Raw genomic sequence first — 23484 nt, forward strand, 5'->3', positions numbered from 1 at the left:
GAGATCAATTACAGCTTTGTTTGGACATTAGATGGCGGAGTATTGCCAGAAACAGGATCAAGCATTGAGGTAACATCCGCCGGAACCTATACGGTAACAGTAACCGATGTATTCTCTAACTGTGAGAGTAGCTCAAGCGCTAGCTTTACAGCAGGTAACCCACCAGAGTTCGATGTAATTCCGTTGACTTTAGCCTTCGATGAGCAACACTCGGCTCAGGTAATCAACATCAGCGGTAATGGCGATTATGAGTTCAATATCGATAACGGTCCGTGGACCGCTGTAGGCAGCGACGGCAGCATTACCTTTAGCGGATTAAGTGCTGGAGTACATTTTGTATACGGAAGAGATAAGAACGGTTGTGGAACAACGGTACGCGAAATCGCATTCATCGATTATCCAAAGTTCTTTACACCTAACGAAGACGGTTACAACGACACTTGGAATATCATCGGTTTAGGAGAAGCCAATATCGGAGCTAAGATCTTTATCTTTGACCGTTACGGTAAGCTATTGAAGCAATTAAGCCCAAGTGGTCCAGGATGGGACGGTACCTTTAACGGTAAGCCAATGCCATCAAATGACTACTGGTTTAGTGTAGAATACAAGCAAATTTTACCAACCGGTGAAGAGCGTATAGATACCTTTAAAGGTCACTTTACCTTGAAGAGATAATCAAGTTACCCCTAAATTAAGAAAAGGCTGCTCCTAATAGAGCAGCCTTTTTTTTTGCCATTTTAATAGTATTTATTGCTTAAAAGGATAGCCTTAAATAGTTTAGAGTCTGCCTAATTATGAATTCAAAACATTGGAATAGTTTACTTAGGGGTTTATTGAATTAAATAAAATCATTGCGGAGCTGGAAAAATGAACCGCTGTTTGCACTACAATAGGAAAAGCATTTTGTTATTTTGAAGCAATCTATACTTAGACAATAGATTTGTCTGGGGCAAGCAGTTGCAAAGAATCAGCCTTTGAATTTGAAATATTAGTAATAGAGGTTCAAAAACCTATAGTACAGGATTTTAGTGGGAGGTTATTTTTCTAAAATAGTCTTCTAGGCTCTCCTGTTCTTTGGATAAAGAAAGTATTTTGCAATTATTGGCTCGAGACAAATCATAGATTTCGCCACCCATATCCGTTTCGGTATCGAATTTTAAACGGTAGGAGCGAGCATCTATTTGTTCGGTTGATATTAAATGCGGCAGGTGGGCAAAGCTATCTTCGCTAATGCTTTGATCAAAAACCACTTGAATAATTTGATTCTTTTCATGTTGTAAATCCGCTAAGGGCTTATCAATTATCAATTTGCCCTTGTTCATAATCAAAACCCGACTGCACATTGCTTCAACCTCTTGCATAATATGGGTGGAAAGAAAAATAGTTTTATCGGCACTAATACTTTTGATAAGATTTCTTATTTCTACCAATTGATTGGGATCTAAACCTGTAGTGGGTTCATCTAAAATCAGCACTTTCGGATCGTGCAACAAGGCTGTTGCAATTCCCACTCGTTGGCGATAACCTTTTGAGAGCGCTTGAATTTTTTTACCTATTTCGGGTTGCAATCCCGTGAGTTCGATTACTTCTTGAATACGTTGTTTTGAACATTTATGAATACGAGCGTGAAACAATAAATACTCCCGTATATACATATCTTCATATAAGGGATTGTGTTCGGGTAAATAGCCGGTCAAAGCTTGTACATCTATAGGATTTGCTTGTACATCTATACCTTCTACAAAAGCCGAGCCTGTACTAGGTTGAAGATAACCGGTAAGAATTTTCATCATAGTAGATTTTCCTGCCCCGTTTGGTCCTAAAAAACCAATTACCTCACCGCTTTTAACTTCAAAAGAAATTTCTTGGAGGGCTTGTTGTTGGCCATAAAATTTACTCAGATTTTTTACCAGAATCCCCATAAATAATTCGTTTATGTTATTGGTTTAAGAATGTAAATTTACATATTTTATTGAAAGCCTACTTTTATTTATACTAGAGAATAAAGTATCTTCGTAAAAAAGATGAAATATGAGTAAGGAAATGTCTGGTAATACTGCAATGAACGATTGGTTGAAAGCTTTTAATTTAGATCGGCCATTGTTAATTGCTGGTCCTTGTAGTGCCGAAACCGAAGAGCAAGTACTGGCCACAGCAAAAGCATTGCAAAACACAGACACCAATGTATTGCGTGCCGGTATTTGGAAACCCCGTACCAGACCTGGCAACTTTGAAGGCGTGGGTGCGCTGGGTTTAAAATGGCTTTTAAAAGCTAAAAGAGAAACCGGTTTGCTTACTACTACCGAGGTGGCCAACCCTATTCACGTAGATCTAGCTTTAAAGCATGAAGTTGATATTTTATGGATAGGTGCACGTACCAGTGTTTCTCCTTTTGCCGTTCAAGAAATTGCCGAAGCGCTTAAAGGGACCAACAAAATAGTTCTGGTCAAAAATCCTATTAATCCAGACTTAAGTTTATGGCTAGGAGCTTTAGAACGTTTTTATAAAACCGGTATAGAGCAATTGGGTGCTATTCACCGTGGTTTTTCTAGCTATAAAGATAGTTTGTATAGAAATATACCCGAGTGGCAAATACCTATTGACCTAAGGCAAGAACTCCCCGATATACCCTTAATTTTAGATCCTTCTCACATCGCTGGCGATAGGAAGTTAATTTTTGATTTATGCCAAACCGCCTTAGATTTAAATTATAATGGATTGATGGTTGAAACCCATCCTAATCCAGACCAAGCCTGGAGCGATGCTAAACAGCAAATAACGCCAGAAACGCTCGCGGCCTATACCCGCGAATTAAAGGTGAGAAAAAAAAGTTCATCAAATCAAGATTATGAAACATCTTTAAGACGGTTGCGCCTTCAAATTGATAAGTTAGATGAACAACTGATTCAAATACTTATCGATCGTATGCAAATTGCCGATAAAATTGGAGCGGTAAAAAAGACGCATAATGTGGCTATTTTACAACCAGAACGCTGGCAGGCCATATTACAAAAAATGATAAATTTGGGTGTAGATAAAGGTCTAGCTGAAGAATTTGTGTACAGACTCTTTCAGGCAATACATCAAGAGTCTATAGCCCACCAACAAAAAATATTACATACTACTAGTGCAAAGCAAGCAAATAGCCATTAAGCGGAAAGCCTATGAAAGAAGGAATCGTATATAAATCAACCGGAAGTTGGTATCTAGTCAAAGAAAAAGAAGAGGAGAACTTTTATAAATGTCGCATCAAAGGCAAATTTAGAATAAAAGGAATCAAAAGTACCAATCCAGTTGCTGTAGGCGATCATGTTTTGTTTCAATTAGAAGCAAACAAAGAAGAAGAAACAGGAGTTATCCAAGATATACAACCTAGAGAAAATTATATTGTACGTAAATCGGTTAATTTGTCTAAACAAACGCATATCATAGCCTCCAATTTAGACCAAGCCTTTTTAATGGTTACGCTTAATAATCCGCCTACCTTTACTTCTTTTATCGATCGGTTTTTAGTAACCGCACAAGCCTACCAAATACCAACCACCATCTTGTTCAATAAAATAGATGCTTATACAGAAGATGAAAAAGATGAAATTCGGTATTTGGCCTTGTTGTATCGTGAAATTGGTTACACTTGTATAGGTACATCGGCGGTTAGCGGTAAAAATATTGAAAAAGTAAAAGAACTTCTTAAAGATAAAAAGACCCTTTTAGCGGGTCATAGTGGTGTGGGTAAATCTACTTTAATCAATGCGATTGAGCCAAGCTTAGATCTAAAAACGGCGCAAATCTCTAACCAACATTTGCAAGGCCAACATACAACTACCTTTGCAGAGATGTTTGATTTGCCTGAAGGCGGACAAATAATCGATACTCCTGGAATCAAAGGTTTTGGAGTGGTAGATATGGAAAAAGAAGAACTAGACCACTACTTTCCTGAATTTTTTGCTCGTAAAAAAGATTGTAAATTTCACAATTGCCTGCATCTCGAAGAGCCCAAATGTGCGGTTAAAGATGCCGTAGAAGAAGGCGATATTGCCTGGTCGCGGTATAAATCTTACTTGCAGTTGATACAAGGTGAAGACGAGAATTATAGAGTAGATATTTATAAAAACTAAAATATGCGAGCGACTATACAGCGGGTGAGCCAAGCTAGCGTAGAGGTAGATAACCATATCGCTGGAGTTATTCAAGAAGGTTTGTTAATTTTATTGGGGGTTTGTGATGATGATACCCAAGATGACATTGCTTGGTTAAGCAAGAAAATTGCCCAACTGAGAATTTTCCGTGATGAACATAAACCTATGAATCGATCCCTAATCGATATTGATGGTGATGCGCTGGTGGTAAGTCAGTTTACCCTTTATGCCAATACTAAGAAGGGCAACCGCCCCAGTTTTGTTGACGCCGCTAGTCCTGAGCTGGCTAAAACACGTTACGAAGAATTTGTAAAGGCATTAGAAAAACAACTTGATAAGCGGGTGGCAACCGGCATATTTGGAGCCGATATGCAAGTTAGCCTAATCAATGACGGACCAGTCACCCTAAATATAGATACCAAAAACAGATAAATGAATATACAAGACGCACAAAAAGCAGTTGACGATTGGATTAAAACGCACGGAGTGCGGTATTTTAATGAATTGACCAATATGGCTCAGCTTACCGAAGAGGTAGGAGAGGTGGCCCGTATTATCGCCCGCCGTTATGGGGAGCAAAGCGAAAAAGAAAGCGATAAGAACAAAGACTTAGGCGAAGAACTAGCCGATGTGGTTTTTGTGGTACTCTGTTTGGCCAATCAAACCGGTGTAAATTTGCAAGAAGCTTTCGATAAAAAGCTTGAGCTTAAAACCAAACGCGATCACGATAGGCACCATCAGAACCAAAAACTTAAATCATGAGTTCTTTTAAAAAAATACTACAAGCACCCAATTTTTGGAAATCGGTGCTTTTTATCGGCCTAGCCTTTGTTTTGCTGTACAATGCAATTGATTACGCTTTTGGTTATTCGATGCATTGGGATCAATTTTTAGAAGCTAAGTGGCAAGGTAGCACAAAATGGCGTTTTATTATCGCGAACCTTTTGGGTGGGGCACTTTACGGATTTATCATTAGCTTTTTACGCTACCGCAAGCAAATCTTACAAGATAAGCACAAAAAATGATACGGCTAGAGCATAGTAAAACACCTATAGCGGCAAAGATTAAAATTAGTGGCTCTAAAAGCATTAGCAACCGCTTGCTTATACTTCAGCAGTTTTGTCCAGATTTGATTTTAGATAATCTATCGGATAGCGACGATACTCAAGTGCTTATTAAAGCCCTGCAAAGTCAAGAAAAACATATTAATGTGGGGCATGCCGGTACGGCTATGCGTTTTTTACTAGCTTATTCTGCTACGCAACAAAAAGTTACAAAAATTATAACCGGTAGCGAGCGTATGCAGCAACGACCAGTAGCACCTTTGGTAGAAGCCTTACTGCAGTTGGGAGCTAAAGTTACCTATCTGGGTGCCAAAGGCTACCCACCCGTTAAAATTCATGGGTTTTGTCAACAAACTACTCAAATAAATATTAAAGCAGATATTAGCAGTCAGTTTATCACGGCTTTACTATTGGTAGGGCATCAACTTCCTATGGGGTTAGACTTGCATTTACAGGGCGGACTCATTTCAAAACCCTATGTACAAATGACTATTGACCTGTTGGCGAAATTGGGCGTGGCAGTAGAGGTGAGAGAAAATAGATTGTTGATTGAACTCCAGCAGCTTAAACCGCAAAAGATTAATGTTGAACCCGATTGGAGCTCGGCTTCTTATTTTTATAGTGCCTTGGCTTTAGCGCCTGTAGGTTCAACATGTTTCCTTTACGGATTTAAAAAAACAAGTTTACAAGGAGATGCTCGTTTAGTCTCTTGGTACCAAAAACTGGGGGTCGAAACCCAAGAAACATCCGAAGGTTTACAACTGCAACGAGTAGAGAAAGAAATTTCCACCCACCTTAGCCTAGACTTAGTCAACAACCCAGACCTGGCACAAACCTTAGCAGTTACCTGTTTGGGCTTAGGTATGAGCTGTGATTTATCTGGCTTGCAAAGTTTAAAAATAAAAGAAACCGATAGACTACAAGCTTTAAGAAATGAAATGCAGCGCTTAGGGGCGACTTTACGTATTACCGACTCAAGTTTACATTTGAGTCGCCAACAAAATCCGCTGCAAAGCGCCACTATAAAAACCTACCAAGATCACCGTATGGCTATGGCATTTGCACCATTAGCATTAAAAGTACCCCTTATGATAGAGAATGAAGCAGTGGTAGCCAAATCTTACCGAAGCTTTTGGAAAGATTGGAAGAAAATGGGCTTTTTAATCAATTAAAAAACAGGTTTTTATAAACTTAGGGGTAAATCAAATAAAAGATAAGCAACTTTTATAAATACGCTGCCTAAGAAGTAATAATTTGCTCTGCGACTTATAAAAAAATATTGTACAATATTTCGGCAAAAATTGTACAATATTTATAAAAAAATTGTACAATATTTTTTCAAGAGTTGTACAACTTTTATAAATAAGCTCTTTATGTTGTTTTAAAAAGTACAGCAACTTTTGTTAGGTACTAGCCTATCTTTTTTCAGAATCTTATTGATATACTGTTTTTTTTTATTCCCTGTTTTCAATTTTTTCAATTTCAAAGGGTTGTTAGTTTTGGCATCAAGAGCAGTAATAGGGGCATTATATTTAAAATAACAGCAGGCTTTGAATCCGCGAAAGCTAACCCACTAGATTTTAGGTAAAAAACATGTCGATTTACTTGACAACCCCTAGTCTGAGGTTGTATATTTGCATTCTTTTAAAAATGATACTATGGGAATGAAACTTTCGCAGTTCAATTTTGAACTACCTAAAGAGTTATTAGCAGAATACCCTTCTGAGCATCGCGACGAAGCCCGTTTGATGGTAATTCACAGAGAATCGGGAAAAATTGAGCATAAAATGTTTAAAGACCTAATCGATTATTTTGATACCGATGATGTGATGGTTTTTAATAACACGAAAGTGTTTCCGGCCCGTTTATTTGGAAACAAAGAGAAAACAGGGGCTCGTATTGAGGTTTTCTTATTAAGAGAGCTTAACGCCGAAACCCGATTATGGGATGTTTTGGTAGATCCTGCTAGGAAGATAAGAATAGGAAATAAACTATATTTTGGTGAAGATGAGAGTTTAGTGGCCGAGGTTATCGATAACACTACCTCTAGAGGAAGAACCCTGCGCTTTTTATATGATGGATCTTATGAAGAGTTTAGAAAAAAATTAAATGATTTAGGAGAGACACCGCTACCCAAATACATCAAAAGGGAAGTAGAACCAGAAGATGCAGAACGTTATCAAACCATATATGCCAAGCAAGAAGGAGCAGTAGCTGCCCCAACCGCTGGCTTGCATTTTTCTAAACATTTGTTGAAACGTCTAGAAATTAAAGGGATAAATCTTGCCGAAGTTACGCTTCACGTAGGATTGGGTACTTTTAATCCTGTTGAAGTGGAAGACCTGTCTAAACATAAAATGGATAGTGAAGAGGCAGAGATTGCCAAAGAAACTACTCAAATTGTGAATAAGGGCATAGAAGATAAGCGTCGCGTTTGTGCGGTTGGTACAACCGTTATGCGCTCTTTAGAAAGTGCGGTATCATCAAACGGTACCTTGAACGAGTTTAAGGGATGGACCAACAAGTTTATTTTTCCTCCTTATGACTTTAGTATTGCCAATTGTATGATTACTAATTTTCATACGCCAAAGTCAACGCTTTTAATGATGATTTCGGCCTTTATGGGGCACGAATTAATGGAAAAAGCCTATAAAGAAGCAATTAAAGAAAAATATAAATTTTATAGTTATGGCGATGCGATGCTAATTTTATAACTGCAACGCACACAATCTAGTAAAACCACACTTCGGTGTGGTTTTTTTGTTTAAATTTTAGTAAGCATAAATAAAAATCTACCTTTGCAGCGTGAAAAAAGAGAAAAAAGATATACGGTCGCTCACTAAAGAGCAGTTGAGAGATTTTTTTGTTTCTATTGGTGAAAAAGCCTTTAGGGGTAATCAAGTCTATGAGTGGTTATGGTCTAAAGCGGCGCACGATTTTGATGCGATGACCAACCTCTCTAAAGAGGTAAGGCAATTGTTAGAAGAGCACTTTGTAATCAACCACATACAGGTAGATGAAATGCAGCGCAGTAGCGATGGCACCATTAAAAATGCCGTAAAATTACACGACGGTCTAACGGTAGAGTCTGTACTGATTCCTACCTTTTCTAGAACAACTGCTTGCGTTTCTTCACAAGTTGGTTGCAGTCTAGATTGTCAGTTTTGCGCTACAGCCCGCTTAAAGCGGATGCGTAATTTGAATGCCGATGAGATTTATGATCAAGTAGTCGCTATAGATCAAGAAAGCCGATTGTACAATGGTATACCCTTATCTAATATTGTTTATATGGGTATGGGAGAGCCATTGATGAATTATAAAAATGTATTGGCCTCTATAGAAAAAATAACCTCTCCCGAAGGACTTGGAATGTCGCCAAAGCGCATTACGGTTTCTACTTCGGGTGTGCCCAAGATGATAAAAAAATTAGCCGATGATGAGGTAAAATTTAATTTGGCTGTTTCCCTACATTCAGCTATTGATGAAGTGCGCACGCAAATCATGCCTTTTAATGCTAGTTTCCCTTTAAAAGATTTAAAAGAATCTTTAATTTATTGGTACCAGAAAACAAAGAGGAGAGTAACCTATGAATATTTAATTTGGAAAGACATCAATGACAAACCAAAAGACATTGCTGCATTGGTTGAATTTTGTAAGGCCATCCCCTGTAAGGTGAATATCATAGAATACAACCCCATAGATGATGGTGCTTTTCAACAAGCCGATGCTCAAGTTACCTCAGCTTATCAGCGTGCTTTAGAACAGGCAGGTATAACGGTAACAGTTAGACGTTCACGAGGTAAAGATATTGATGCTGCTTGTGGGCAACTCGCTAATAAATCTTCAAAATAAAAAAAGGCCATCTTTTTAGATAGCCTTTTTTTTGGTGTTGGTGGGCGAGATTTACTCGACCATAAATTTAAAACTTGCTTGTTTGTTATTCATGTTTAATCGAGCAAAATAAACACCAGGTGTTAACTGACTAAGGTCTATTTGTGCCGATTCTTTATTAACTTTAATGGTTTTGATTTGCTTACCTTGCAGGTTATAAAGATTTACTTCTTTTAATAATTGCGTGGTATTGATGAATAGCTGCTTGTTTTGCGTATAGAAAGTATGGCTTAATGCCTCTGCTTGATCTAAACCAGCAGTTCCTTCTGTAGTGAAACTCCAAGTAGGCGTATTTACAGCAGCACCAACATCGTTTTTAGGTATAACGCGCCAGTAGTAAGTTGTCCCGTAGGTTACATTGCTTAAGGTGGTGCTGGTACCATTCACATTACCTATAATATTCAGCTGCGTAGGATCTGTAGCGGTAGGATCGCTTAAGTAAAATTCATATTGTGTTGGAGCACCTCCTGTTGCGGCTGCCTCCCAAGTTAAATCTACACTAAGTTGGTTTTGGCTATCGGTATATAAAACTACGCCTGTGGCGCCATCTGCAGGAGTTGGATTGGCGGCGGGGTCTGGCGCAATGCTACTATCACCCGTTGTAAAAGACCAGGTAGCAGAGTTAGTCGCTGTTCCTGCAGCATTCTTGGCCACTACTTGCCAATAATAGGTTTCTCCTTCTTGAATGCCGGTTACGTTTACCGAAGTGTTTGGTGTTGAACCAAGCAAGTTAAGCTGTGTAGGATCTGTAGCGGTTGGGTCACTTAAGTAAAATTCATATTCATCGGGTGTACCTCCTGTTGTAGCAGCAACCCAAGAAAAACCTACTTGTGGTTGATTTTGAGGATTCATACTTACGCCTACTTGTGTAGCGCCATCGGCTGGAGAGGGCGTAGTAACGGCGTCGGGTAATGTGGCCACTGTAGATGAACTCACCACATCAAAAGTAAACGCGTTGGTGCTTCCTAAACCGGCATTAGCATAATAATTATCAAATGCTATATAATAGGTAGTGTTGGCATAAGCAACAAAAGATACGGTTGGGTCGTTTAAGGTTGCTCCACCGTCTGGGGTGGTTACCAAGCTACCTCCGAGACAATTTAAGCTTGTACAGCTACCGTCATAAACACTAAAAGAAGGGAAATAATCTGTGCTGCTTACCGAAGCAGGTGCAGGTGAAGTTACGGTAATGGTTTGGTCTTGAGTTGGTGTAAAGGTATACCAACCGCTACTGGTAATGTCGGAGGCGGTGTAATAAGCAGGGTTACAAGTAGTGGTGGTAGCTGTTCCCGAAACTCCTGCTGCATTCACAGTAAGGGAAGCATTAAAGTTTAAGGTGATACTTTGCGCATTGTTACAGTCAGACTGAGCATACAGCCAACCGGTAAAAAGCATGAGTAGTAAGGTAATTTTTTTCATGATAATTTGTTTTAACAATTGTTTTGTGAATATACTTAAATCTTATCATAAAAAAAATAATTGTTTGTAAATTAAAAATAAGATAGAGTTGTTGTTCTATATAATTTATCTAATCCAAATACCTGACTACAAGTGGGGCTTTAAAAAAAAACACCCATAAAAATCATTTTATAATGCATAAAAAAAGGCTACCTAAAAGGCAGCCTTTAAACTATTAGTGTTAAGCGTAAATTACTTCTTAATCACTTTAAAGCTTTCTTTTTGACCGTTGATGTTTACTTGTACTAAGTATACGCCAGCGTTTAAGCTATTCAAGTTGATTTGAGCATCTTTAGCCTCTACGTTTTGATTGATTACCTCTTGACCTAAAAGGTTAAATACCGCTACATTGTTCATTGCATTTTCTGCATTGATGTTTAGTACCGCATTGGCATCAACAAAATGCTTGAAGTTTACTTTTTCTTGAACCTCTGTACCTAAAGTCGTATCTACAACTAAATTATCAAAATAGAAGCCATTTTCGTAATTGTCAAAAGCAATATAAAAGTTCTCAATATTAGTTGCCGCCCAAACGTTTCCTGTATATACTAAAGTGTTATCTAAGTAATATTTAATTTCACTATTGGTAAAATCAAACTCCATTTTAAAATTATACCAAGTATCGAAAGCATAAGTTGAAGCTTGTTGCCAAGCATTACTGCCTCCTGCATTATCTACAACTTGAACATTGTTTTGATAATCAAATTTTACTACTGCCGTAACTTGACCTTGAGAAGGTGACTGCGGAGAAATTCTAACATCAGAAGCATTACCGCCTGCTGGTGGAGACTCTACATAAAGATCAAAAGAAACCTCTACTTTCGAGTCATTGATCACATTTACAGGGCTTATAGCACCTACAGGAACTAAATTACCATCATTATCTTGGTACTGTTGATTCGTTGCAGTGGCTTTTAAGGAGTTTGTACCGTCTGAAGCCATAGTGTTATCTACAGTAAACTGAGGGTCTAAAGGGTCTTGAACAACCCAAGAATTTTGGCTATCGATAGTTGAGCCAGCGGTAAAACCTTCGCTAGTTTCAAAAGAAACAGTTGTTTGCGCTTGCATTGTGAACGCTGCTACTAAGGCAGCAAAAGTTAAAGTAATTTTTTTCATAAGGTTAAGTTTACTAAATTAAGCCGTGAATTTACATAAAATATAGTGAGTATCCAAAAATTAATTTAGAATTGATGTAAAAGAGGTGTAAAATAAATGAGGCTATTACTCAGTAACAGCCTCATCTTCTTAATTAAAGGAGTAAAAATTATTTTTTAATCACTTTAAAAGATTTTAATTGACCTTCAATGCTTACTTGTACCAAGTACACGCCGTCATTTAAATTATTTAAATCGATCTCGGCATTTTGAGCCGCTAGGTTTTTAGTAATAACCTGCTGACCTAAAATGTTAAACACTTTTGCCTGCTCGATGTTTGTTTTGGCATTTAGATTTAAAATATTGTTAGATACAAAATAATTGAAATTTTCAAATTCTTTATCATCAGTACTTAAGGCTCCTTCGACTACTTTAAAATCATCTACTTGAAATCCAAATTGATCATTCCCTTTATGGTTTATAGCTAAATAAACCGTTTGCCCGGCGTAATTATCTAGATTAACTGTAAATTTTTGCCAAGTAAGGGCAGTAGGTACTTGATTTGCTAATAGCGTGGTAAAGCTAGAAGTTTGCGTATCTGTTGTTGAAATTGCTACATCAAAAACTTCGTTAGAAAATGTGTTATCTGCAGCTTTTGCATAAAAGGTTAATTCATTGCCATTGGCTCCTAAAGTAATAGCTGGTGTAATCATCCAGTCGTTATTAGGCTGGTTTTGAGACGCAAAAGAGGTCATAGCCTTTGTGCCACTTCTTGCGTCCCAATCCGCATCGGCGGTAGGCGTTATTGGTGGAGTGGTTGCCGTACTATTAAATACTATAAAGGCCATTGGATCACCTGCATTTTGAAAGGTAACACCAGTGAAACCATAAGTAATTTGTTGATCAACATCAGTAAGCGTCCAATTGCCTACATTGGTGATGGCGAAGTCAGTATAGGAATCAAAATCATCTTCAAACAAGGTGGTTTGCGCTTGCATTGTAAAAGCAGCAGCAAGAGCTGCAAGGCTTAGAGTAATTTTTTTCATAATTCATGTTTTTAAGTTGATAACCTAAGTTAATAAAAATTTTATGGTTTTGCTTATAAATTAACACATTTTTAATTTATAAGATCTGTACCTTTGTCTTCTATGAAGATTATAGCCCAGATAAAACAGCCCATTGAGCACGAAATGCGCTTGTTTGAAGATAAGTTTAGACTGTTTATGTCTTCGCGAGTAGCTTTACTTAATAAGATCACCTACTATGTTGTAAACAGAAAAGGAAAGCAAATGCGCCCTATGTTTGTTTTTTTAGTCGCTAAAATGGTTGCAAAAGGCGAAGTAAACGACCGCACCTATCGAGGGGCATCGGTTATTGAGCTTATTCATACCGCAACCTTGGTGCACGATGACGTAGTAGATGATTCTAACCGGCGACGCGGTTTTTTCTCACTTAATGCATTATGGAAAAATAAAATAGCTGTCTTAGTAGGCGACTTTTTGTTATCAAAAGGTTTGCTATTGTCTATAGATAATGAAGATTTTGATTTGCTTAAAATTATTTCGGTAGCGGTGCGGGAGATGAGCGAAGGAGAGTTGCTGCAAATTGAAAAAGCGCGGAAACTTGATATTACAGAGGAGGTTTACTACGAAATTATAAGACAGAAAACAGCCACGCTTATTGCAGCTTGTTGTAGCATAGGGGCGGCCGCTGTAAAACCCGATTCGCCACACGTTGAAGCTATGCGCGAATTTGGCGAACTCATTGGTATGGCCTTTCAAATAAAAGATGACCTGTTTGATTATGGGCAAGAAAAAATAGGTAAACCCACCGGTATAGATATTAAGGAGCAAAAAATGACACTTCCGTTGATTTATGCTCTTAATCAAGCTTCGCCCAAAGAGAAAAACTGGCTGATAAACTCCATCAAAAATCATAATAAAGACCGCAAAAGGGTAAAAGAGGTTATTGCTTTTGTGAAAGCTCAAGGCGGATTGGATTACGCGGTAAAAGTGATGAAATCTTACCATTCGCGTGCACTTAAAATATTAGAAAATTATCCCGATTCGCCCTACAAATCCTCATTGCTTTTGATGGTAAACTATGTGATAGAAAGAAAAAAATAATTTTTTTGTGCATCAGGCAACCTTTTTGCCCTTACTTTCGTCTATATAAATAGAAGTCCACACGAGAGTGAAAGTTATACGTTTACATAAAAAAGAATCCTTTAACCTAAATAAACTTAGGCGGCAAGACCGAAGAGAGCAAAAACGGCTCTACGAGCGGTACGCTCCAAAGATGCTTAGTGTAGCACGTATGTACATCAAAGATTTGCAATTTGCAGAAGATAGCATGCTTAGGGCATTTGTAAAAGTATTTTCCAAAATCAACCAATTTGATGACAAGGGTAGCCTCGAAGGCTGGATACGCCGAATTGTAGTGCGAGAGGCGATAGATTTTTTACGTAAAAAACAACACCTAATGTTTGAGGAAAAGCTAGAGAACTTGTCGCAACAATCTTGTGAGCAACCCAGTCTTGATCGGCAACAAATTGCCAATGACTTGCAACAGGCCTTAGATTTGTTGCCAGCTGGCTACCGCAGTGTTTTTGTTTTGTTTGAGGTCGAAGATTTTTCGCATAAACAAATTGCCGAGTGCTGTAACATTAGCGTGGGTACTTCTAAATCACAATTGGCAAAAGCCAAAAAAATGTTGCAAGATATTATTAAGAATTCAAACAGTTGGAAAGATGGAAGTATGGGATAAGGAGCTTGAAAAGCTAAAAAATAGAGAGATCACCCCCTCAAATAATGCATGGTCTGAGATTGAACATCAACTCAATGACAAAGCTAAGCGAAAGCGTAAAAGACTTTTTTTCTATGCTGTGGCGGCAAGCTTTTTATTGGGAGTTGTGCTAACGGGCTTGTTCAATCGGTCACAAGAAGTGCCTGTAACAGATGTGGTGCAGCCTAAGCAGCAACCCGAAGAAAATACCATAAAAAAGTTAATAGAGGGTAAGCCGCAATTCAAATCTGCCGATGAATTGAAACAGCTCTTTCCTCAGCAAAGCCTCAGCGAGACCAATGAGCAAAAACAGAATAAATCAGATTTTAATGCAGAGCAGTCTTTAATCCGTAAAGAAAAAGCAAACAAAGCTCTTCCTGTAATCGCTAAGGCTGAACAAAAAATGGCGAATGAAATTCAACCCGATAGCCTACTACCGCTTTTACCTCAAGAAAAGGTACAGCTTACTACTACTCACTGGGATGAGGCGCAAATCGAAGCGGCTTTGCAAAAAGCATTAGTGCAAATAGAGCGCCAAAAAGGAACAAAAAACTATAGCGTAGATGCTAATGCACTGCTGCAGGAGGTTGAACGTGAATTAGATGTGCAGTTCAGAGAAAAGATATATTATGCGCTGCAAAAGAGAATAGAAAATATTAAAAATGCAATTGTTAAACTTTAATTGAATCTTATGAAAAAACAACTACATGTATTAATGCTCGTATTCGCTTTGTTAGGCGGTACCTTAACCCAAGCTCAGGTAATTATAAAAACCGAAGCCAAGGAAAAACTTGAGCAATTAAACGCCCAAAAAAGCAGGGTGCAAGAAGAAGAAAAGGCGTATTTAAAAAAGCAAATTGAGCGCATTGAGCAAATGCAGGCCGAAAATAAAATTACAGCGGCCGAGGCGCAAAGACGCAAAGAGGCAGCTGCACAAAAATCGGCTCAGAACATCGCTAGTAAGATGCTTATCATCGACGAGCAAATTGCTTTGATCAATAGAAATAGCGACGATTATAAGGCGACAGAACTTACCTTGGGCATCGGTCTAGATAACGATAAAGAAGACAATAAACAATACGATGAAAAAGACGCTATTCTCAAGCGTACTACTTCTGGTTTTACCATGGCCTTTGGTTTGAGTAACGCTTTAATAGATGGTTCAATAGACGACTCGCCGTATAAGATTGCGGGGAGTAGGTTTTTTGAATTGGGTTATGAGTGGCAAACCGTTTTAGATAAAAACGCTTGGTTGCGTTTGCGTTACGGAGCTTCACTTCAGTTTAACGGATTAAAACCAGAAGACAATCAATATTTTGTTGAAGACGGTGATCAAACCGTTTTAGAAGAGTTTCCGGTAGAATTAGACAAAGCTAAACTACGTATGGATAATTTGGTTATTCCTATTCATTTAGAATTCGGGAAAGCCCATAAATATTTTGACAAGGGTACTGCTTGTTACACTAGCACAGATAAATTTAAGATGGGTATAGGAGGTTTTGTAGGCTTGAATTTGAATACCATCCAAAAACTAAAGTTTGAGGAGAATGGTAAAAACAGAAAAGAAAAGCGTAACCAAAGCTATAATACCAATAACTTTCTTTACGGATTAAGTGCCTATATTGGTTATGATTCTGTTTCTTTATATGCTAAATATGAATTGAATACGGTTTTTAAAGACAATGCCATAGATCAAAATGCAGTAGCTTTAGGTTTGCGTTTTAGTTTTTAACTATTTCAGAAAAAGTAAAGTAAAAAAGGAAGCCTTGGGTTTCCTTTTTTTTTGTTTCATATTGTTTAATTTTGTCCCGCTTGGCTTCTAAACATCCAATCGCTTATGATTAAAAAATCCACCATCGATCAAGTCTTTGATGCCGCTCGAGTAGAAGAGGTTATTGGCGATTTTGTACAATTAAAAAAATCGGGAAGTAATTTTAAAGGCTTGAGTCCGTTTACAGATGAACGCACCCCGAGTTTTATGGTTTCGCCAGTAAAACAAATCTGGAAAGACTTTAGTAGTGGTAAAGGAGGTAATGTAGTGGCTTTTTTAATGGAGCATGAGCATTTTAACTATCCCGAAGCCATAAAATACTTGGCAAAAAAATATGGGATTGAGATTGAAGAAACCCAGCAAACCGATGAAGAAAAAGCACAAGCCGACGAACGTGAAAGCCTATTCTTAATCAATGAATTTGCCCGCGATTATTTTGAGCGTATGCTGCACGAAACCCAGTTGGGTAAAAGTATAGGCTTATCTTATTTCAAAGAACGCGGTTTCACTCAAGATACCATCAAGAAATTTCATTTAGGCTATTCGCCAGATGTTTGGGATGCTTTCACACAAGAAGCCATTCAAAAAGGCTATAAACTTGAATTGCTCGAGAAAACCGGTTTGAGTATTGTAAAGGAGAACAAGCAGTTTGACCGATTTAAGGGTCGGGTGATGTTTCCTATTCAATCGATGTCTGGGCGAACACTAGGGTTTGGTGGACGTATTTTGCGTACCGATAAAAAAGCAGCCAAGTACCTCAATTCACCTGAAAGTCCGGTTTATCATAAGAGTCAAGTCCTTTACGGATTGCATTACGCTAAGCAAAGTATGGCAAAAGAAGATCGCTGTTATTTGGTAGAAGGCTATACAGATGTAATTCAATTGCATCAAGCGGGTATAGAAAATGTGGTTTCTTCTTCGGGTACGGCTTTGACCGAGCAACAAATACGGTTGATTTTACGTCTAACAAAGAACATTACTGTTCTGTTTGACGGGGATGAAGCAGGTATGCGAGCTGCTTTACGCGGAATTGATCTCATTCTGGCGCAAGGTCTAAATGTTAAAGTCTGTACTTTTCCAGAAGGAGAAGACCCCGATAGTTTTGCACGAAAGCATCCTACCGAAGATATTAAAGCCTTTTTAGACAATAATGCCCAAGATTTTATAAGTTTTAAGGCCTCCTTATTGATGAAAGAGAGTGCTAACGATCCCATTCAAAAAGCCGCTACCATTCGCGATATGGTAGAAAGTATCGCAAAAATACCCGACCGTATTCAGCAAGAGATATACCTCCAAGAATGTTCGCGCATCATGGATATTTCAGAGAACGTTTTGTATAGTTCGTTAGCCCAGTTAACCGCGGGTCAATCTAGAAAAGCCAAACAAAAGTCTCAGTCGGCATCGGCTCCTTCGGGCGCTATGCAGGTAGTTAAAGAGCAAACCCAACAAACCAAGGTAAATAGACAACACGAACTAGAAAAGCATATCATTCACCTTTTACTGCATTATGGCGCAGCCGAAGGTGAGTTTAAAGAAACCTATTTAGAAGAAGATGAAGACGGAGAGGAGTTTTTAAAAACTGAACAGGTGAGCCGCAAAGTGTACGAGAAAATTTATTTAGATCTGCAAGAAGATGAGATTGAGTTTACCCATCCCGTATTTAAAGCGATTTATCAAAAGTTAATCGATACACTCAACCAAACCACAAGCCTAGATGTTGCTGCTTTTATTAGAGAGCTAGAGCCAGAGCACGCGCAATTGGTAAGTTCATTGGTTATGAACCAAGAGAAAAACTTGCTTAGCCGTTGGGAAGATCAAAACATTTTTGTGCGAGATATTCAAGATTTAGAGCCCCTAGAAGTAGAGCAAACCATATTGCATTTGCGCAATTTATTGGTACAGAAAAAAGTGCAGGAGTTAATGCAGGAAGTGATGCAAAATAAGGCTAACCATCACGCCAATATCCTTGAAGACATCAACGATTATAACGGTTTAAAAAAGATGATTGCCGATAAATTAAACCGGGTGATTTAAAAACGCATAGGTAATAATTACTTTAAATGTGGTGGAATGTTACAAACCGGTATAGGATTAATTTTATGTAAATTGGCCCGATTTAATCGAGTATAAATACCTAACACGATTTCCTGTCTTGGGGTTAACTTATGATCTGTTGGGTTGGCTGTATATGCCATAGCCCATTCGAGTTCGTCATAACTCGCACCAAGTTGATCTTCATCGGTGCGGCTGTCTCCAAAAAGTCCGTCGGTAGGTGCCGCTTTTAGAATACTCGGTGCCACGTTGAGGTATTCTCCTAGCGCATAAACTTCGCTTTTAAGTAAATCGGCAATAGGACTAAGGTCTACACCGCCATCGCCATATTTGGTAAAAAAGCCTACACCAAAATCTTCAATTTTGTTCCCAGTACCCACCACGAGATAGCCGTGTAAACCTGCGAAGTAATATAAGGTGGTCATGCGCAAACGAGCTCTTGTATTGGCAAGAGTTAAAGCGAGTTGGTCGGTGTCGGGTGTGCTAGGAAAACTATTTTTAAGGCTTTCGAAACTTGGGGTTAAATCGACTTCGAGCGAGCTAACGTTACTAAATTCTCTTTTAAGGTTTTGAATGTGTTCTTTCCCGCGGTGCATTTGGCTAGCCGCTTGGTGTATTGGCATTTCAATACATAAAGTACGCAAACCTGTTTGCGCACATAAAGTTGAAGTTACGGCAGAGTCAATGCCGCCGCTAATACCTACAACAAAGCCATTGGTTTTTGCTTGTGTACTATAATTTTTAAGCCAATTTACAATGTGTTGAGCTACCTTATCTGTTTGCATAGTCGCTGGGTTTTTAGAGAAATTAAACTACCTTTGCCCCAAAAATAAGGCGAAAAATTTAGGAATAAAATTATATCGCTTTTAATGCGAAAAAATAAACCTATTGTTTATGATTAAATCCAGGTATCTTTTGCTAATTGTAGTGTTGCTGCTTGTAAGTTGTAATCGGGAATCAGCGGTAGAACAGGCGATAGAGGAAATAGATATTTCGGTGCAAATCGATCGCTTCGATTTGGCTTTTGGTGAGGCAACCCCAGAAGATTTACCGCGCTTAAAGAGAAAATATCCGTTTTTGTTTCCAGAGCGTTTTCACGATTCAGTTTGGGTAAATATGATGCGCGATACCATTAACCAAGAATTGCACGCCGAGGTTAAGAAAGCTTTTCCGAATATGCATGAAGAGACAGAAGATATTGCTCATCTGTTTAAGCATTTTAAATATTATTTTCCTGGTTTTGAAGCGCCGCGAGTAGTAGGCATTACTTCAGAAGTTGATTATAAAAACAAGGTAGTGGTTAGTGATAGCTTAATGCTGATTGCTCTAGATACTTATTTGGGTGAAGATCATTTCTTTTATGATGGTTTGCAGGTTTTTATAAAGAAAAATTTTAAAAAAGAAATGTTGTTAAGTGATATAGCTGGGAGCTATGCTCGCCAATTGGTACCTAAGCCTAAGGGGAGAACTTTTTTAGAGCAGATGTTGTATTATGGTAAGCAATTGTACCTTAAAGATTTGGTGATACCGCATACTAAAGAGGCTTACCGTATAGGATATACTTTAGATGAAATGCAGTGGGCACATAACAATGAAGCGCAAATCTGGAAATATTTTTTACAAAAAGAGTTGCTCTACGATACCGATGTGCAATTGCGAGAGCGTTTCATTAACATCGCACCCTTTAGTAAATTTTACTTGCAGCTCGACCAGGAAAGTCCGCCTCAATTGGGGCAGTATATCGGCTGGCAAATCGTTCGGCAGTTTGCCGAAAAGCATCCAGACATTAGCTTAAAGCAGCTTCTGCAATTGCCGGCTCAAAAATTATTTCAAGAATCAAATTATAAACCTAGAAAACCAGAATAATGAGTACAAAACAGTCTGAAATAAAAATACATGTTGAGGTAGATGAAAATAATGTGCCAGAGTCTTTACATTGGAGTGCAGAAGACGGGGGCGTGCGTCATGCACAATCTAAAGCTATGATGCTTTCTTTGTGGGACAGTCAAAAGCAGGAAACCCTGCGAATAGATCTTTGGACTAAAGATATGCCGGTAGATGAAATGAAGGTGTTTTTTCATCAAACGCTAGTAGCTATGAGCGATACTTTTTATCGTGCTACAGATGACGAAAAGATGATGGAAACTATGAAAGATTTTTGTGATTATTTTGCTGAAAAACTTGAACTTAAAAAGGATTAGGTAGCTTAGTCAGTTAAACTTTGATTAATCTCATCTATATAATTTAGCAATTCTTCGCCACCCATTTTCTTTGATGAAGAAGTGAGAAAATACGGAGGTATTTCTTCCCAGTATTGCAGTAATACAGATTTATAGTGCCCAATGTTTTTTTCTATAGCATTGGGCTTTAATTTGTCAAGCTTAGTAAACACAATACTAAAAGGAATTTGATGTTCGCCTAACCAAATCATAAAGTCTAAATCAATAGGCTGTGGCTCGTGTCTAGCATCAACCAAAACAAAGGCAGAAACCAATTGCTTACGTTCTTTAAAATAATCGGTAATAAACTTTTGAAAGGTTTTCTTAGCTTTTTTGCTAACGCGAGCATATCCGTAACCAGGCAAATCTACCAAATGCCAAGCTTTATTGATTAAAAAGTGGTTAATCAATTGCGTTTTACCAGGTCTTCCCGATGTTTTAGCCAAGTTTTTACGCTGGGTAAGCATATTGATGAGAGAAGATTTCCCTACATTACTGCGCCCAATAAAAGCATATTCAGGTAATTGGCTAGCCGGGCATTTTTTTACCTGGCTATTGCTCATTACAAATTCTGCAGAGGTGATCTTCATAAAAATTATATCGATTTTGCTTTTAACCAATCGTGTAAAATGGTGTTGAAGGCATCTGGATGCTCCATCATTGCCGCATGCCCGCACTTGTCTATCCAAAATAAATCAGAATTGGGTAGCAATTCATTAAACTCAACCGCTACTTCAGGCGGTGTAACATTATCTTGTTTTCCCCAAATGATGCAAGTAGGCGTTTTCATTTTAGGCAAATCTTTAGCCATATTGTGACGTATAGCCGATTTTGCAATGGCTAGAGTACGTATTAATTTATTTTTATCGTTTACGGTATTGAATACATCGTCTACAATTTCTTTTGTGGCAACTTTGGGGTCATAAAAAACATTCTCGGCTTTTTTCTTTATAAACTCATAATCACCTCTTCTGGGGTAACTTTCTCCCATAGCGCTCTCGTATAAACCTGAACTTCCTGTGATTACCAGGGCTTTAACCCTTTCGGGAAATTTTTTAGTGGCTAATAAACCAATGTGGCCGCCAAGGGAGTTTCCAAGCAGAATAACTTCAGACCAACCTTTATGATCTATAAAATCTTTTAAGTACTTCGCAAATGAGTTAATATTGGTTTTAAGCAATGATAAAGTGTAAAGTGGTAATTCTGGAATTACTACTTTGTAACCCTGTTTTGGGAAATAGTTGGCTACTCCGTCAAAATTACTTAAGCCGCCCATAAGGCCGTGTAAAATCACGATGGGAGTACCTTCCCCTAATTCTATATACTTAAACTTGCCTTCGGTTTTAATGTCTTGTTCCATGCACTAGTCTTGCTGTTAGCGTTAGCAAATATAGGTATTATTGTTAAAAACAATCTACTTTTAAAAGAAACCTAAGGCTAAAGGTACTGTTTATTGTGGCAATTTTAAAATGCAAAATCCAAAATAAGCCTTAAAATTTGGCTTTATGCTCCACAATTTCCCACTCGTTTAAATACCGTAAATTATGGCTTAAGGCTTTAAGTTTCAAAAACTTATTAACAATGTGGAGAAATGTGGTAAAAAGTGGATAAAAATTCAATATATTTGAATATTCAAATCGATTTAATGCTTCATTTAACCGGAACATACGAGTGTAAAATAGACGCCAAGGGTAGGCTAATGCTGCCTGCCGCGCTAAAAAAGCAGTTGTTGCCAGAAATAGAAGATGGCTTTGTTTTAAAGCGTTCTGTATTTGATCAATGCTTAGAACTTTACCCGATGAGTGAGTGGAAAGAAATGATGTTGAAGATAAATAAGCTGAATCGGTTTAAGAAAAAGAACAACGATTTTATAAGACGATTTACAGCAGGTGTGAAGATTGTAGAGGTAGATGCTGCTGGTCGTTTATTGGTGCCAAAAGACTTATTTAATTTTGCAGAATTGCAAAAAGAAGTAGTGCTTTCATCGCAGATGACTATCGTTGAATTGTGGGATAAGAAAAAGTATGAACAGGTTATTGGCAATTCTGCAGATGATTTTGCAAGTCTAGCCGAAGAAGTAATGGGAGATCGAGATGAGCAATTATGAATATCATAAACCCGTATTGTTGCAGCAAACCGTAGATGGTTTGGCAATAGACCCTAGCGGTACATATGTAGATGTAACCTTTGGGGGTGGTGGTCATTCAAGAGAAATTTTAAATCGGCTAAACGACCAAGGGAGGCTCTTTGCTTTTGATCAGGATGCAGACGCGCAAGCTAATGCATTAGAGGATAGTCGCTTTACCTTAATACCAGAGAATTTTAGGTATATCAAGCGTTTTTTACGCTTTTATGGGGTTAAAAAAGTAGATGGTATTCTTGGTGATTTTGGAGTTTCATCTCATCAATTTAATGAAGCTGAACGCGGATTTTCTACGCGTTTTGAAGGGCGATTAGATATGCGTATGAATCAGAATGATAGTTTGTCGGCTTATCAAGTGATTAATACGTATGATGAAGAGCAGTTGAGAGACATGTTTTACGCTTACGCCGATTTGAAAAATGCTCCTAAACTTGCAAGAACAATCGTAGCGGCTAGGGCTGAAGCGCCTATAGTTACTTCGCAACAGTTAAATGATTTGTTGACCCCTTTATTGTTTAGGGGAAAAGAGTTTAAAATTTTAGCGCAAATTTATCAAGCTATTAGAATCGAGGTAAATCAAGAAATTGAAGCTTTAAAAGAATTTTTATTGCAAACGCCAGAATTGTTAAACCCAGGCGGTCGCATTAGTTTAATATCGTATCATTCGTTAGAAGATCGTTTGGTAAAGCGATTTATAAGAAATGGCTTGTTTCAAGGTGAGCCTGAGAAAGATATGTTTGGGCGTGTTGAGGTGCCGTTTAAAAAGGTAGGAAAATTAATAGTGCCTACCCCACAAGAGGTGCAAGAAAACAATCGGGCAAGAAGTGCAAAACTTAGAATAGGCGTGCGTTTATAAGTTAAATAGCAGG

25 protein-coding genes are annotated in these 23484 nt (G+C 38.1%); 18 read left to right on the top strand and 7 right to left on the bottom strand.

What is annotated here, in order from left to right; translation table 11 throughout:
- Positions 1-675 (top strand): T9SS type B sorting domain-containing protein (locus tag ACH2AZ_RS04095; protein WP_394906773.1); only part of this gene is annotated, 675 nt, incomplete at its 5' end.
- 350 nt (positions 676-1025) lie between these two features.
- Here the strand turns inward: ACH2AZ_RS04095 and gldA are convergent.
- On the bottom strand, positions 1026-1922 hold the full coding sequence (gene gldA, locus ACH2AZ_RS04100) for a gliding motility-associated ABC transporter ATP-binding subunit GldA (RefSeq protein WP_394906774.1): 897 nt from the start codon (positions 1920-1922) through the stop codon (positions 1026-1028).
- A 121-nt stretch (positions 1923-2043) separates the two neighbouring features.
- Between gldA and ACH2AZ_RS04105 the strand changes: the two genes are divergently transcribed.
- The 8 genes from ACH2AZ_RS04105 (at position 2044) to rlmN (ending at position 9055) form a co-directional block, all read left to right on the top strand.
- A complete protein-coding gene (locus ACH2AZ_RS04105) occupies positions 2044-3153 on the top strand; it encodes a chorismate mutase (protein ID WP_394907037.1) in 1110 nt (369 codons plus the stop codon).
- An 11-nt stretch (positions 3154-3164) separates the two neighbouring features.
- Entirely contained in the window at positions 3165-4118 is a 954-nt protein-coding gene (rsgA, locus tag ACH2AZ_RS04110) for a ribosome small subunit-dependent GTPase A (RefSeq protein ID WP_379048798.1), read from the top strand.
- Between the two features lie 3 nt (positions 4119-4121).
- Entirely contained in the window at positions 4122-4571 is a 450-nt protein-coding gene (dtd, locus tag ACH2AZ_RS04115) for a D-aminoacyl-tRNA deacylase (protein WP_394906775.1), read from the top strand.
- The gene (locus ACH2AZ_RS04120; protein WP_394906776.1) at positions 4572-4901 is read left to right on the top strand and encodes a nucleotide pyrophosphohydrolase; all 330 of its coding nucleotides are present in this window, start codon (positions 4572-4574) and stop codon (positions 4899-4901) included. It abuts the gene before it with no gap.
- The gene (locus tag ACH2AZ_RS04125; protein WP_394906777.1) at positions 4898-5164 is read left to right on the top strand and encodes a hypothetical protein; all 267 of its coding nucleotides are present in this window, start codon (positions 4898-4900) and stop codon (positions 5162-5164) included. The genes ACH2AZ_RS04120 and ACH2AZ_RS04125 overlap by 4 nt, the downstream gene beginning before the upstream one ends.
- On the top strand, positions 5161-6375 hold the full coding sequence (locus ACH2AZ_RS04130; protein WP_394906778.1) for a 3-phosphoshikimate 1-carboxyvinyltransferase: 1215 nt from the start codon (positions 5161-5163) through the stop codon (positions 6373-6375). Before ACH2AZ_RS04125 ends, ACH2AZ_RS04130 begins: the two co-directional genes overlap by 4 nt.
- 492 nt (positions 6376-6867) lie before the next feature.
- Entirely contained in the window at positions 6868-7917 is a 1050-nt protein-coding gene (gene queA / locus ACH2AZ_RS04135) for a tRNA preQ1(34) S-adenosylmethionine ribosyltransferase-isomerase QueA (RefSeq protein WP_147861498.1), read from the top strand.
- 91 nt (positions 7918-8008) lie between these two features.
- Complete coding sequence (gene rlmN / locus ACH2AZ_RS04140; RefSeq protein ID WP_394906779.1) at positions 8009-9055, top strand: 23S rRNA (adenine(2503)-C(2))-methyltransferase RlmN; 1047 nt, start codon at positions 8009-8011, stop codon at positions 9053-9055.
- A gap of 51 nt (positions 9056-9106) precedes the next feature.
- Here the strand turns inward: rlmN and ACH2AZ_RS04145 are convergent, their stop codons facing one another.
- From ACH2AZ_RS04145 to ACH2AZ_RS04155, 3 genes are all read right to left on the bottom strand, one after another.
- Entirely contained in the window at positions 9107-10513 is a 1407-nt protein-coding gene (locus ACH2AZ_RS04145) for a T9SS type A sorting domain-containing protein (protein ID WP_394906780.1), read from the bottom strand.
- 231 nt (positions 10514-10744) lie between these two features.
- Positions 10745-11668: a T9SS type A sorting domain-containing protein gene (locus ACH2AZ_RS04150; protein WP_394906781.1), complete on the bottom strand. Its 924-nt coding sequence runs from the start codon at positions 11666-11668 to the stop codon at positions 10745-10747.
- A gap of 148 nt (positions 11669-11816) precedes the next feature.
- Entirely contained in the window at positions 11817-12692 is an 876-nt protein-coding gene (locus ACH2AZ_RS04155) for a choice-of-anchor J domain-containing protein (protein WP_394906782.1), read from the bottom strand.
- 102 nt (positions 12693-12794) lie between these two features.
- On the opposite strand from ACH2AZ_RS04155, the gene ACH2AZ_RS04160 reads away from it, so the two are divergent.
- From ACH2AZ_RS04160 to dnaG, 5 genes are all read left to right on the top strand, one after another.
- Positions 12795-13772 (top strand): polyprenyl synthetase family protein, encoded by a 978-nt coding sequence (locus ACH2AZ_RS04160; RefSeq protein WP_394906783.1) that lies wholly within the window; start codon positions 12795-12797, stop codon positions 13770-13772.
- A gap of 67 nt (positions 13773-13839) precedes the next feature.
- Positions 13840-14412 (top strand): RNA polymerase sigma factor, encoded by a 573-nt coding sequence (locus ACH2AZ_RS04165; protein WP_394906784.1) that lies wholly within the window; start codon positions 13840-13842, stop codon positions 14410-14412.
- On the top strand, positions 14396-15112 hold the full coding sequence (locus ACH2AZ_RS04170; RefSeq protein WP_394906785.1) for a hypothetical protein: 717 nt from the start codon (positions 14396-14398) through the stop codon (positions 15110-15112). The genes ACH2AZ_RS04165 and ACH2AZ_RS04170 overlap by 17 nt, the downstream gene beginning before the upstream one ends.
- A gap of 9 nt (positions 15113-15121) precedes the next feature.
- Positions 15122-16162: a hypothetical protein gene (locus tag ACH2AZ_RS04175; protein ID WP_394906786.1), complete on the top strand. Its 1041-nt coding sequence runs from the start codon at positions 15122-15124 to the stop codon at positions 16160-16162.
- A 105-nt stretch (positions 16163-16267) separates the two neighbouring features.
- A complete protein-coding gene (gene dnaG / locus ACH2AZ_RS04180; protein ID WP_394906787.1) occupies positions 16268-18235 on the top strand; it encodes a DNA primase in 1968 nt (655 codons plus the stop codon).
- 17 nt (positions 18236-18252) lie between these two features.
- On the opposite strand, the gene nadE is transcribed toward dnaG, so the two are convergent.
- Complete coding sequence (gene nadE / locus ACH2AZ_RS04185; protein ID WP_394906788.1) at positions 18253-19038, bottom strand: NAD(+) synthase; 786 nt, start codon at positions 19036-19038, stop codon at positions 18253-18255.
- Between the two features lie 109 nt (positions 19039-19147).
- Here nadE and gldB point away from each other — a divergent pair, with 109 nt between their 5' ends.
- Positions 19148-20119 (top strand): gliding motility lipoprotein GldB, encoded by a 972-nt coding sequence (gldB, locus tag ACH2AZ_RS04190; protein WP_394906789.1) that lies wholly within the window; start codon positions 19148-19150, stop codon positions 20117-20119.
- Positions 20119-20454 carry a gliding motility protein GldC gene (gldC, locus tag ACH2AZ_RS04195; protein WP_394906790.1) on the top strand — a complete coding sequence of 112 codons (336 nt, stop codon included), beginning with the start codon at positions 20119-20121 and terminating at the stop codon, positions 20452-20454. The genes gldB and gldC overlap by 1 nt, the downstream gene beginning before the upstream one ends.
- Before the next feature lie 5 nt (positions 20455-20459).
- Here gldC and yihA read toward each other — a convergent pair whose 3' ends face one another.
- Together yihA and ACH2AZ_RS04205 are read right to left on the bottom strand one after the other, a co-directional pair.
- The gene (gene yihA / locus ACH2AZ_RS04200) at positions 20460-21062 is read right to left on the bottom strand and encodes a ribosome biogenesis GTP-binding protein YihA/YsxC (RefSeq protein WP_394906791.1); all 603 of its coding nucleotides are present in this window, start codon (positions 21060-21062) and stop codon (positions 20460-20462) included.
- Positions 21063-21067: 5 nt separating this feature from the next.
- Complete coding sequence (locus ACH2AZ_RS04205; RefSeq protein WP_394906792.1) at positions 21068-21832, bottom strand: alpha/beta fold hydrolase; 765 nt, start codon at positions 21830-21832, stop codon at positions 21068-21070.
- A 285-nt stretch (positions 21833-22117) separates the two neighbouring features.
- On the opposite strand from ACH2AZ_RS04205, the gene mraZ reads away from it, so the two are divergent.
- Together mraZ and rsmH are read left to right on the top strand one after the other, a co-directional pair.
- Positions 22118-22579 carry a division/cell wall cluster transcriptional repressor MraZ gene (mraZ, locus tag ACH2AZ_RS04210; RefSeq protein WP_394907038.1) on the top strand — a complete coding sequence of 154 codons (462 nt, stop codon included), beginning with the start codon at positions 22118-22120 and terminating at the stop codon, positions 22577-22579.
- Complete coding sequence (gene rsmH / locus ACH2AZ_RS04215) at positions 22566-23471, top strand: 16S rRNA (cytosine(1402)-N(4))-methyltransferase RsmH (RefSeq protein ID WP_394906793.1); 906 nt, start codon at positions 22566-22568, stop codon at positions 23469-23471. Before mraZ ends, rsmH begins: the two co-directional genes overlap by 14 nt.
- Positions 23472-23484: the final 13 nt, after the last annotated feature.

Source organism: uncultured Mesonia sp., from assembly GCA_947499595.1.
Taxonomy (GTDB): Bacteria; Bacteroidota; Bacteroidia; order Flavobacteriales; family Flavobacteriaceae; genus Mesonia; species Mesonia sediminis.